At 43.8% G+C, this 12,322-nt stretch carries 11 protein-coding genes; 7 read left to right on the top strand and 4 right to left on the bottom strand.

What is annotated here, in order from left to right; all coding sequences use genetic code 11:
• Positions 1-8: 8 nt before the first annotated feature.
• The 4 genes from VIM72_RS03295 to VIM72_RS03280 all read right to left on the bottom strand — a co-directional run bounded on the left by VIM72_RS03295 (position 9) and on the right by VIM72_RS03280 (position 3,284).
• Positions 9-1,163, bottom strand: a complete 1,155-nt coding sequence (locus tag VIM72_RS03295; protein ID WP_332001444.1) for a FecR family protein — start codon at positions 1,161-1,163, stop codon at positions 9-11.
• Positions 1,164-1,273: 110 nt separating this feature from the next.
• Positions 1,274-1,873 carry an RNA polymerase sigma-70 factor gene (locus VIM72_RS03290; RefSeq protein WP_332001443.1) on the bottom strand — a complete coding sequence of 200 codons (600 nt, stop codon included), beginning with the start codon at positions 1,871-1,873 and terminating at the stop codon, positions 1,274-1,276.
• Positions 1,874-2,004: 131 nt separating this feature from the next.
• Complete coding sequence (locus tag VIM72_RS03285) at positions 2,005-2,415, bottom strand: hypothetical protein (protein WP_332001442.1); 411 nt, start codon at positions 2,413-2,415, stop codon at positions 2,005-2,007.
• Between the two features lie 110 nt (positions 2,416-2,525).
• Complete coding sequence (locus VIM72_RS03280; RefSeq protein WP_332001441.1) at positions 2,526-3,284, bottom strand: response regulator transcription factor; 759 nt, start codon at positions 3,282-3,284, stop codon at positions 2,526-2,528.
• Positions 3,285-3,428: 144 nt separating this feature from the next.
• On the opposite strand from VIM72_RS03280, the gene VIM72_RS03275 reads away from it, so the two are divergent.
• The 7 genes from VIM72_RS03275 to VIM72_RS03245 all read left to right on the top strand — a co-directional run.
• Entirely contained in the window at positions 3,429-3,971 is a 543-nt protein-coding gene (locus VIM72_RS03275) for a hypothetical protein (RefSeq protein WP_332001440.1), read from the top strand.
• 126 nt (positions 3,972-4,097) lie between these two features.
• Positions 4,098-4,634: a hypothetical protein gene (locus VIM72_RS03270; protein WP_332001439.1), complete on the top strand. Its 537-nt coding sequence runs from the start codon at positions 4,098-4,100 to the stop codon at positions 4,632-4,634.
• Positions 4,635-5,346: 712 nt separating this feature from the next.
• A complete protein-coding gene (locus VIM72_RS03265; RefSeq protein WP_332001438.1) occupies positions 5,347-5,934 on the top strand; it encodes an RNA polymerase sigma-70 factor in 588 nt (195 codons plus the stop codon).
• Between the two features lie 167 nt (positions 5,935-6,101).
• Complete coding sequence (locus VIM72_RS03260) at positions 6,102-7,265, top strand: FecR family protein (protein ID WP_332001437.1); 1,164 nt, start codon at positions 6,102-6,104, stop codon at positions 7,263-7,265.
• A 14-nt stretch (positions 7,266-7,279) separates the two neighbouring features.
• Positions 7,280-8,197, top strand: coding sequence for a TlpA disulfide reductase family protein (locus VIM72_RS03255; protein ID WP_332001436.1), 918 nt, complete (start codon positions 7,280-7,282; stop codon positions 8,195-8,197).
• A 171-nt stretch (positions 8,198-8,368) separates the two neighbouring features.
• Positions 8,369-11,944: a SusC/RagA family TonB-linked outer membrane protein gene (locus VIM72_RS03250; protein WP_332001435.1), complete on the top strand. Its 3,576-nt coding sequence runs from the start codon at positions 8,369-8,371 to the stop codon at positions 11,942-11,944.
• Between the two features lie 19 nt (positions 11,945-11,963).
• A partial coding sequence (locus VIM72_RS03245; RefSeq protein WP_332001434.1) for a hypothetical protein occupies positions 11,964-12,322 on the top strand: 359 nt, incomplete at its 3' end.

Here is a 12,322-nt window from a genome sequence, read left to right as displayed (position 1 = left end):
GGTTTTGTCTACGGTTTTACGATAATTTTTTTCCCCTCTATGCTAAAGTTTACATTCTCGAATTCAAGTATCTTCAAAAGGTCCGGCAGGCTGGATTTCCGGGAAATGGTTCCGGCGAAATGTCTTTTGGGCATGTTGCCCTCAAAAACAACTTCCACATTATACCAACGGGACACCTGCCGCATGATAGTTTCTATGTCGGCATTTTCGAAAACGGTATAGCCGTTTTTCCATGCGATCACATCTTCCACATCTACATCGTTTGCAACGGTGAGGGCGTTGTTTTTATCAAGACGCACCTGCTGGCCGGGAGAGAGCACTGTCATGTGGTTGCCCGCTGTTACCCTCACCGCGCCCTCCAGCAGTGTGGTCCTGGTATCCGGTTCATCGCTGTAGGCGTTGATGTTGAAATGGGTGCCCAACACCGTTATATCCATCTGGCCGACCTGTACGATAAATGGTTTAGACGGATTTTTTGCGACTTCGAAATATGCTTCTCCTGTAATGCTCACAGTACGTTTATCTCCCTGGAAAGAGGTAGGGAAAATAATAGATGACGCTGCATTCAGCCAAACCCTGGTGCCATCTGCTAACTGCAGCCGGTATTGGCCGCTGCGTGGTACGGAAAGCGTGTGATAGGCGGCCGCTGTGGCCTGGCCACTGTAGTTAAGCGCGCCGCTGTCGTTCTTTACATGCAGGTTGCCCTGTAAAACAATATTACCATGCATGCTGTCCAGCGGGATATGTTGCCCGTTTTGCAGTGTAAGTACGGCGCGGTTGCTTCCGGGGGAAATATCCGCCAGCGCCTTCATGGGATCAGGCTTTATGGTATTTTTTCCCCTGAAGAGCCACAGGCCTGCTCCGAGCAGGATCATCAGCATGGCTGCAACGGCCCACCAGCTTTTGATGTAACGAATAATGGCGGGTTTCTTTTGTGCTTCTTCCTGCCGGTATCCGAGAATACTATCCAGCACGGGCTGCCATCTTTCAGGCGTAAAATTTTTATCCGCTCCCTGCTCCGAAAAGGAAGAAGCAAGCATGGCATACCAATCCACATGGGGCCGGGAATCGATGGCGTCCATCAGCTCCTGCTTTTCCTCAGCAGTGGAGAGATCGTTGATATAACGGTCCAGTAACTGTTTGATATGCTCTTCCTGTGTCAAGTTTTACGCGTTTCTGGTATTAAGACATCAAAAATGGATGTTGGTACTCCTTGAGGGAAATATTTTTTTCCGGGATACGAAACCGGATGTGATTTGTTTTGAGGGAATGGTCAGTCTGCAGCGATCTTCACTAAAAAGATCCCGGCTACCAGGATGCCGCGGTCTTTTAGTATAAACTCCTGGATATGCCGCAATGCGATACGCAGCTGGTTTTTGACGGTATTCTCCGATATCCGGAGCTCGGCGGCGATCTCCTGCCTGGAGAGGCCATTTTCCCTGCTCAGTTCATATATCCGCCGGCGTTGTTCCGGCAGGGCGTTCACTGCTTTGTGTATTGATTTTTTTAACTCCTGAACAGTGAATTGTTCTTCCGGGGTAGCCTCGTTGCCGGGTAGGTCGAAGTAAGCGTCCCGCAATGCCTGTACGTCGGTTTTGTTGTGCTTCAGGTGATTGATGGCGAAATTGGTGGCGGTGCGGTAGATGTAGCCCGGGAGATTCGCCACGGCCGGGAGTGATTTCCGGTTGAGCCACAGTTTCAGGAATACTTCCGCCACAACGTCTTCCGCAGCGGCTTCGTCTTTTACAATCTTGAAAATAACAGGATGGATGATAGCCCCATAATGATAAAAGAAGCGGGAGAAGGCTTCTTCATCTCCCTCTGAAATATTAATTATAAATTGTATATCGTCATATGAGAAGGTCCCCGGCACTCTGATCTGGCTTGGTTGAATGGGAGCAAGATAGGGATTTGGGAGGAAATATCAAATTTGGGAGGGGGAATACGGGATTGACTAAAAATGAAAAGGCTGCTTTATATATAGTCTTGTTCTTAGGCAACAGGTTATTTTTTCCCGGCTTCCAATTGTGCTATGATATTTCTTTTTTGTTTATTGGTAAATAATTTAACCCATACCAATACCAGTGCATCATAGCCGTTTGTTTTTTCTTTATCTTCTTTTGTAAGATGAATAAAGGAAACCTGGGGCCGGGAGCCTTTGTCTGTATAAGGTTTCACATAAGTGTTAAAAAAATCGCTTTTTGTAAGCAGCTTGTTCCCGGTATTTCCCGTTACAAAGGCAATTTTCTTATCGGTGAAATCAAAAGTTTTGCGTTGCTCTTTTAAAAGATCGTTTAGATAAACAGATTCCTGTTTGTTGAGCATTGCATTGTTATCAAGTCCCGGGGCTTCAGGCGTCTGTCCAAAAGCTTCTGTTGCCAGGAAGGAAATGATCATTAGCAGGATTGTTTTCATGTGTTTGATATTAGGGGCTTGTTAAGGTACTGTATCAGCAACTTGCTTTTTCATCATTGGTAAATAGTCTCATTGGCATCTTAAAGTTATAAAAAATCGCGTAACCGCCGTTAAATAATCCCCATTAAAGTGGCTGCATGACAAGCTTCGGTAGAGTTTCTGACTCCTAATTTTTCTATTATATTTTGTCTGTGACGGTCAACAGTATTCTTACTTATGTATAGTTTATCTGATATTTCTTTACTGGCACTGCCTTTGGCAATTTCCCTGAGGATCTCAATTTCCCGTTTGGATAAAAGCTTTTTAAGCTGAAAGCCGGTGTTCAACAATACTTCACCATTTCCCGAATTAATGATAGTACCAGGGGCATTTTGATCTGTGCTGTTGGGAGAAGTAAAGCTGTATATGTATAAAACAAGTTGAATACTGTCTGCGGATGATGCGTAAAACACCTTTAATTCCAATGGGAAGTATGATTGATCTTTTGCCTTCGCTCTAACTCTCATTACGAGATAATAGTTTAGGCGTTCTTCCGGAGCTTTGTTTTTAATGTAATGAAATAACTGCAGCTCCATTGTTTGTTTGGATATGAGATCGTCTGGATGAATACATTTTAAAATGCTTTCTTCCCAGATTGAATCCGGCATTTCACAGGTCATTTTTTCTCCGATACCAAGATGCGCCGATAGTGCGCCATGATAGATATAATTTTTTCTTGCTTTTAAATCTGTAAGAATGGCAGTTGAGTTTTGCAAAACAGAGAAAATGAAGGCAACGTGCCTGTATTTTTCGAGTGACATTTTTGGATCAAGCTCGCTGGTAAACGCCTGGTTTAGTATTTCGTTAACAGATAGATTATTTAGCGTCATAAAAAAATGGTCATTTTTTACTATTTATCCTTGTCCGCACACTGGATACCTTTGCGAAGATATGAGATTACATAGTTGGAGAAAGCGATCATAATTTGTGGATCAATAGTAAAAAAAATTGTCGAAATAATTATATAAAACAAAATGAAACAAAAACTCAGGAATATTTCTTTGAAGATCAGTGTTTGGATATATGTTATACCAGTGATCTTTTTTTTTATACTCATCACTTTTATTCTTATTCCACGACTGCAGTTGCTAATTGGTGAGATGCAATTGCTGGACGTAATGTTTAAAGGTTATGACGCCACATATGTACATCAGTTGTTTGATAAGTTGCAAAGCGGTGGAAGGGGAGCTTATTTATCGCTTGAACTGTATGCTGATATCCCGTTTATTTTTTTATATGTCATTACCTTTACGATGTCAATTGCAAAGCTGCTTGTTCGAAATGGCCTGTGGGACGGACTATTATATTATAGTTTATTTTTCCCGGTTTTAGCTGGCTTGTCTGATCTTGCAGAGAATATTGGGATCATTAACATGCTACAGTCTAAAAATGATATTCCAGGATATATTATAAAACTGACTTCCTATAGTACCATTCTTAAGGGATATTTGCTGCCGCTTACATTGCTTACGCTGATTTCTCTGCTGGGAGTTATGTGGTATAAAAAGCTGAGATAATCCTGGTTTTATCTATAGTAAACCCGGAGGATGTAAAATTTTAGCCAGCTTCAGCGCATATCCGCTATTCAAAATTGTGATTATGTTAGCATTTTTTAATAAAAAAGGATGCTTATCTTTACCAGTATGTTACGCACAATCCTTCTTTTGGCTGTTTTTATGTGGGGTATGACTGTAAATGCCCAGGTAGATTCGTCCTTCAGAGCTCTGAATGGCGGCAGATCTACCTACAGGCCCCCTCTGCAGATAAACGATACTAACTATATCCATAAAAAATGGTTTGTTACAAAAGATGCGGGTATTTCCACAGGCTTTATAGCATTTAAAGGAGGCAGTAGCTCCTTCCTGTCCGTACCGTTGGGATTGCAGGTGAACCGCCAGCTGACCAATAATTTTTATGCTTTCGGTGGGGTATCAGTAACGCCATATGTTTTTCGTTATAACGGTATGCCTTATCCATCCCCGGTCAGCAAGGGCAATAGCTTCATGCAGACTAACAACTTTGCCGCCTATTCAGATGCAAAAGTAGGCGTAATGTATATCAGCAACGACAGAACCTTCTCTATTTCCGGCAGCATCGGCGTAAGCAGGGGCGGTTATAATGGCTATTCTCCGTTTTATTCCCCGGTATATGGCCCTGTGCAGGGAAATTTTCAACGATAAAGATACAGGTTTAAAATAGCGACATGTGTGTTTACAGGCCGCTTTGGAGTTCCACGTACCGTCTTCCATGAGGTAATGCCTTTATTGTGGCTAAAAGATTGGTATAAAAGCCCAACGGCGCAGAAATTTTAACTGGAAAGTGTTAAATCCTGCGTCTTCAATTAGTTTTATGTGCTCTTCGCGGGAGGGTTTCCATAGAAGCGCTGCCATTTTATTTTGTAAGGCTCGGCACAATGTGATCTTTTCATAAAATAGCTCATAGGTTAAGATCTGTGATAATTGAAGATAAAATAGCTACTGCGGTGAACGGTGCAAAGTGCACGTTTAAATTTATCAATATTATTTTTCACCTGAATACGCCCAATTCCCCTGCATTAAGGATACGGTCGCCCCGGATTTTTACCCAACGCACAAAAGTTTTTTTTTCTGATGCATACAGCTGCTAAAAAAACTGCTTCTTATCCCATTGGCGGATTGGATATTCTTTAAATTTGATTTTCTGTAACTAATTATTCCAACACCCTTCAGCGCCGGAAACATATGTTAAATACGTTGGAAGAAAGCTCCCCTGGTGCCTATATAGATCCGATTGTTCGCAGGCTAACCACTTACTGCGGACGGAAGAGTGCATAATTGCGGATTATTGTATTACTCCGGAATTATAATTATCATTGCTGATCAATCAGGGTTTTTATTAGCAAAATCGATGGCAATGGGTGTTTCCCCTAAAGACAATGGAAGGCTTTTAGCTGATATTGCTCAGCGAGATCAAAAGGCTTTCCGTATGATCTATGATACTTACGGCAAGAAGGTATACACCTACGCTTTACAGTTGCTGCATTCGGAGAGAGAAGCGGAAGAAATGGTGCAGGATGTTTTTTTGAAGCTCTGGCTCATGGGCGACCGTATCCTTGAAATAGGTAACCTGGAATCCTATCTGCGGACAACAACGAAACACCGGTCTTTAAACGTGCTGCGCAGGCTCGTGCTCGAAGGGAGAATAGAAAAAGCCCTTGGCAAGGAATGGAAGGAGGAAAATACTGAGATGGAAGATGAAATTCTTATTCGGGATGTGCGCGAAATACTCAACCGTGCCGTTGAATCCTTACCCAGGCAACAGAAGGAGGCCTATATATTATGTCAGCTGCGAGGACTAAAATATGAGGAGGCCGCTCAACAACTGAACATTGCCCCTTTGACCGTACAAACCCATGTTAAACGCGCGCTGAAATTCGTGCGCACTTTCGTCAAAGCTAATACCGATATAGCGGCAATTTTGATTATATTAAAGCTGATCTGATTATTTTCCGCGTTAATTCCTTCTCTGACGAGCTTTTATCTAAGCAAAGGCGGCTTTTTAAACTGGCCATAAATATTTTTTAAAAAAAATCTTCGAACCCTGTACCTCGAACTTAGGTGCGCAGGTGTCTATATATGAAATAAGCCGCCAGACGGTTCTTCTATCATATGGATACCAATAACATTGACGCACTGTATAAGCGATATCTGGAAAAAAACATGTCTCCACAGGAGCTGGAAGAATTTCGGCTGCTCATACTCGATACCGGTAGAGAAGATATGCTGGACGAGCGAATGGAAAGACATTGGAATGAATTAACGGAGGACACGATGATTTTTTTGCCGGAACATAAGGCGGATCAAATATTCGGCAGGATTATCAGTCAGCCGCTGCCCAGGGCACGGAAGGTAAGGCTCTTTCCGCGCATTGCCATTGCCGCCGCCGCCGTCGGTATCATCGCACTTGGCATTTCGCTGTTCTTTACTCCCCATAAATTTAAAGCTGCTATGGAGCCGGGAAATCAGGCACATGGTGCACCCGGCATCAACAGCGCCACGCTTACCCTTTCTAATGGCAGGGCCATCAGGCTTTCTGATGCGGCCAGTGGCGAACTGGCGGCGGAGGCTGGCGTTGTGATCAGTAAGTCGCCCACAGGGCAGCTGATATATGAGATCAAAGGAAATTCCAGGCACGGGGGAATCAATAAACTATCTACCGCCAACGGCGAAACTTACCAGATCCGCCTGCCAGATGGATCCGATGTTTGGCTGAATGCTGCTTCCAGCCTTAGCTACACGCCAGACCTGCTAAGTGATGGGAAGCGCTCCGTTCAACTTGAAGGAGAAGCCTATTTCAGCATCGCTAAGGATCAGGCGCACCCGTTCATTGTTCGGTGCAAAGGTCAGCAGATTGAAGTGCTCGGCACCCAGTTCAATGTCAATGCGTATGCAGATGAGCCTGTGGTAGCCACGACATTATTTAATGGGGCTGTCAGCGTCAATACAGGCGGGCAGAGTAAAAGGATCCATCCCGGAGAGCAGGCACAATTAAGCGCAGGACGGCTGTCCGTGCAGAAAGTTGATGTTGACAATGTTGTTGACTGGAAAAACGGAGACTTCGCGCTGAATCACGTTGAGTTTAAAACAGCCATGAGAAAGATTGCCAGATGGTACGATATGGAAGTCGTCTATGATCAGGGTGTTCCAGACAACCTGGAGTCTGGTGGCTGGATATCCAGACAACAGCCGCTGTCAGCCGTGCTGAAATCCATCGAAGCGTCAGGATTAGTTAAGTTCAGGGTTGAAGGCCGGAAAATTTATGTAATGCAATAATTAATCAGAGTAATATGAAACGACTTCTTTTCTTTATAATCATCTTTCTGGTGGCCATTTCAACCTTTGGTCAGGAAAGTCATCCGGTTTCCTGGAAATTCAGTAGTACAAAGATTGGACCCTTAACTTATCAGATCAAATTGCACGCTACTGTCCAGGAACCCTATCACATTTATCCACAAGGTTCAGCAGGTGGTATGGGAATGCCTACAGAATTTTTGTTTGATGAGGATGACCATGTAGAATTTGTTGGAGAGATGGAAGAGAAAGGAGATGAGCAGAAAGGTATGGAGAGCCTGACCTATTACGAAAAAGGGGTAACCTTTACACAGACACTCAAACTAAAGTCTGAAAGGAAGACTACTTTAACCTTTACCATTAAATATATGGCCTGTACCAATCAGATGTGTCTTCCGCCATCAAAAAAGCACTTTACACTGGAATTGGATGATCAGGGCAAAGCAGCTATAATAGCTAAAAAAGAAGAGGCTGGGTCATCTAAAAAGACCGGGGCTTTTGAATATGAGGATTTCAAGATGGCTGACATGGATGGAAAAATGGTAGCTTCTAAAAATATTACTTCAAAAAGTAAGTATACGTTTATTGACTTTTGGGCAAGCTGGTGTGCTCCATGCAGGGCGCAAGGCCGGGAACTGATCACGATATACAACAACTACAGATCTAAAGGTTTTAATGTAATTGCGATATCACTGGATAATGACGTCAACGCCTGGAAGAAGGCAACGCAGGCTGATGGCTACACCTGGACGAATTTGAGTGATCTGAAGGGCTTTGAATCGCCGATCAGTAAAAAATATAACATTATTGCGATCCCGAGAAACCTATTGATTGATCAGAAGGGAAATATTATTGCCATGGACTTGCATGGTAAGGCACTGGAAGCCAAACTCGCCGAATTATTTAAGATATAATATAGCGAACGCCTAAGCCTGACTATAAACATAAACCAACCATACATGCAGGGAAATTTATCATAAACCCTGAAAAAGAACCAGTTCCAACTACGTTGGGACTGGTATAGCCTGGAATCAACTAAAAATGTAAACTATAGCAGCCTGGCCCCTGGAAAGTCAAGGCATGCTGTGATCAACCAAACTAAACAAATGTACAAAAGTTCTAACAGCTACCTGGGAGCTCGCAATCCTTTCGGGTCTAAAATTACGCGGACAATGCGATTTACTACCGTAATACTAACAGCATTTATTATGCAGGTCAGTGCTTCTTCATTCGGCCAGCAAATCACCATTAACCGCAAAAACGCTTCTTTGGAGTCGGTGTTAAAAGAAATCCGGATGCAAAGCGGCTATGATTTCTTTTACGACGGGAAAATAATTCCTAAAGACAAGCTGGTTGATATCAGTTTGAAAAATGCTGACATTAACGAAGCCCTCAAAAAGGTTTTGGCAGGATCTTCACTCAGCTATACCATTGAAGGTAAAATTGTGACCATCCGGAAAAGTATGCCTACAATTATTGATAAGGTCACTTCCCTGTTTATCAAGATAGATATAAAGGGAATAGTGGTTGATGAGCAAGGCACACCTTTACCGGGAGCCTCTGTGTTTATCAAGGATTCCCAGATCCGGACAACCACGAATAAAGATGGAGAATTTTTCTTGCAAAATGTGGAAGACAGTGCCATTGTGCTAATTGGTTATGTTGGCTACCAGCCGGTCCAGCGTACCGCTTCACGCGATATGGGAACAATTAAAATGACTGCTTCAACCAGCAACCTTAAGACAGTAGAAGTTAAATTCAATACGGGCTACCAGGAAATATCCCGGGAGCGCGCCGCAGGATCGTTTGCGAAACCAGATCTGAAGGTGATGCTTAACCGGACCAGTACTCCAAATATTTTAACGCGTTTGGAAGGATTGGTTCCGGGTTTGACTACCCGTGGCCCAGGCGGTTTACTTGTACGCGGTCAGAGCTCTCTGCCAACCGGCGACAACCCCCTGACCACTACCAGACCCTTAATTGTCATCGATGGGATTGAATTTGAAGGCAACATTGAACAGGTGAACCCGCAGGATGTTGAAGATATCACCATCTTGAAGGATGCAACTTCAGCCTCCATCTGGGGGGCAAAAGCCGCAAATGGCGTCATCGTAATTACCACAAAAAAAGGGAAAGCAGGCGATCGGCTGAGGTTCAATTACGACGGATATTATGCATTTCAGGGTCGGCCGGACCTTGATTATGTCAAGCGAATGAATTCGCAGCAGTTTATCGCCCTCTCCAGGGAACTGTTTCCACAATTTTTTCCATATTTCCCGGACTGGGAAACTGTTAACAGTACCTTTGGAAACCTGCCTCATTTGCAGATACAATATGACCGCGCCCGAAACCTGATTACCCAGGAGCAGGCAGATTTCAAGCTGGACAGCCTGGCCAAACTCTCCAATACCGGTCAGATTGCAGATCTTTTTGTTAGAAATGCAAGTACGATAAACCAGACATTATCTGTTTCCGGAGGTGGAAAGGCGCATACCTTTTATGGTTCATTAAATCACATTGGTACGCAAAGCAATACACCGGGAGAACAATACAATCAGTACAAAATTAATCTCAACAACAACCTGATCATCAATAAAAGGATAACGGCTTTCATCAATGCAGACCTGACCAATACGGTGACCAAAAATAGCAATACCTATAAGCCCGACCGTAATATTGTTCCTTATCAGATGTTCAAGGACGCAAATGGCAATCCTTTGAACATTAATTATTTAGGCAACTATAAAAATATTCCCCTTCCGGATTCCATCAGGGCCATCTACCAGTCACTAAGCCGCATCAACCTCGACTATAATCCAATGCTTGAACAGGACAGGGCTTACAGTAGCAGCAACGGGATTTTTGCCAGATTGGTCGGAGGGATCAACGTGAACATTTTGAAAGGACTGGATTTCCAGGGTACTTATGGTTATAACCTGGGCAACACCAATACACGGACAGTAAGGCAGCAGGACAATTATGAAATGAGAACCCAGGTTGTGGAATTTACACAGGCCGAAGACGCTACAGTCGCTCCCGTTTACAACCTTCCACAAATAGGCGGCAGTTTGATGACCACAACCAACTCCACCAGGGCCTGGACAATAAGAAACCAATTGGTGTTTAACCGCGATTGGAAGCAGCATCAATTCACCCTCATGGCTGGGCAACAAGCCACCAGCAGCACGCCGGTTACTACAACAGCAACTTATTATGGCTGGGAAGATCAGCTGCAAACTTCAAGGCCAGTAGATCTGGCGAGTTTAGGTAAAGGAATTAATGGGGTCAGCGGGTTGGCAACATTACCCAACAATGTTGGCGGGGCAGAAGGACGCATTGCCAGAACCACTTCCTATTTTGCTAACCTGGGTTATACTTTCGACAGGAAATATACTTTGAACGCCAGTTGGAGAATTGATGAGAGTAATTTGTTCGGGCGGGATAAATCTGCACAGAACAGACCCGTTTACAGCATTGGCGGTAAATGGGCTTTAGGTAGTGAAGGATTTATGGAAGCGGCGAGCTGGCTCAATCAACTGGATGTTCGTCTGACGTATGGAATTACCGGTAATGCCCCTTTTGCAGGAGCCGCAGCATCTTACGATATTCTGACTGCTCAAAGTGACCCTAATTATGTGACGGGAGCAGGCTATTTATTAAATTCCCCCCGTAACACCAGGTTGACCTGGGAAGGCACAAAGGTTTACAATGCGGGTGTTGACTTTTCCATATTTGAAAACCGGTTGAGCGGATCAATTGATGGATATATTAAGAAAACGGAAGACCTGATCGGTCAACTGGCCACTTCGCCGTTATCAGGTTATGACAATGTCATTGGCAATTACGGTAATTTAGATAACAAAGGGATTGACATTGGATTGAATTCCATAAACATCAGCACTGGTGACTTTAGCTGGAGCACAGGGCTGACCTTTAGCTACAATAAAAACAAATTGACGCTTCTGCGTGAGAATCCGCCGGTTACAGGAGATGAACTGACTTTGCGGGAAAGGATGGTAGGTTATCCTCTATATACACTCTTCGTTTACAATTATGGAGGCTTAAATGCTAACGGTGATCCACAGGTCCGGCTTGCAGATGGTACAGTAACCTCCGAAATCAACGTAACTAAACCAGAAGATATTCTTTACGCAGGTACTACCCAACCCGTTTGGTCAGGCGGGCTTCAGAATAATTTTCAGTATAAATCCTTCAATCTGAGTGCAAGCATAATTTACAGCGGAGGTTATATCATCACCAACAACAGCAATCCCGCAACCAATGAATCCATTCCCGGTACCAATACGCTGCCATTGGACTTTTTGAACCGCTGGAAGGTCCCGGGTGATGAGAAAAGAACCGATATCCCAAGATATGTACCTTCGGGCGATTTGGCAGGTGCCCGCAATATCGGCTACTTTAATCAATCTCAGCGCTATGCCTTAAATGGAGCATATATCAAACTCCGCGACATCACCTTATCCTATAGCCTTCCACCAACGTTGGTAAAATCAATTCATGCACAGGGTGTTTCCTTCCGGTTCCAGGTGAATAATTTATTGTTATGGACTGCCAATAAAAACGGCATAGATCCGGAATTTTTAGGGATGACACGGGACGCCCAGGGAACAATCAGTCTGGGCGCGCACATTAGTTTTTAATTATCAAATAGAATCAGATATGAAAATTTTTCGAAAATATATTTTAGGTTCATTCGTGCTGATGGTGCTGATCGTTCCAATATCCTGTAAACGTGATTTCCTGGAAATTGTACCTAAAGGTCAGGCGATTGCTACCACCACAGCCGACTATGAGAAGCTACTAAATGCAAATTATTTGGCAAGTACGTTCACAGCTGGCGTATATGAGGGCGATGAGATGGCTGCACTGCAACCTGATTTTAATGGCCTGAATGGCACTGATTTACTCCGGCAGCAACGTTTGTTCAGGTATGAAGCGCGTATATATGACGCTGCCGACTTGCCCATCGAGATTACAGGTGAATCGAACTATATCAGGAAACTTTACCTGTTTAATAA

Origin of the sequence: Chitinophaga sp. (genome assembly GCF_036569185.1) — a bacterium.
In the GTDB taxonomy this organism is placed as follows: Bacteria; Bacteroidota; Bacteroidia; order Chitinophagales; family Chitinophagaceae; genus Chitinophaga.
This window is presented reverse-complemented; position numbering and strand designations above follow the sequence as displayed.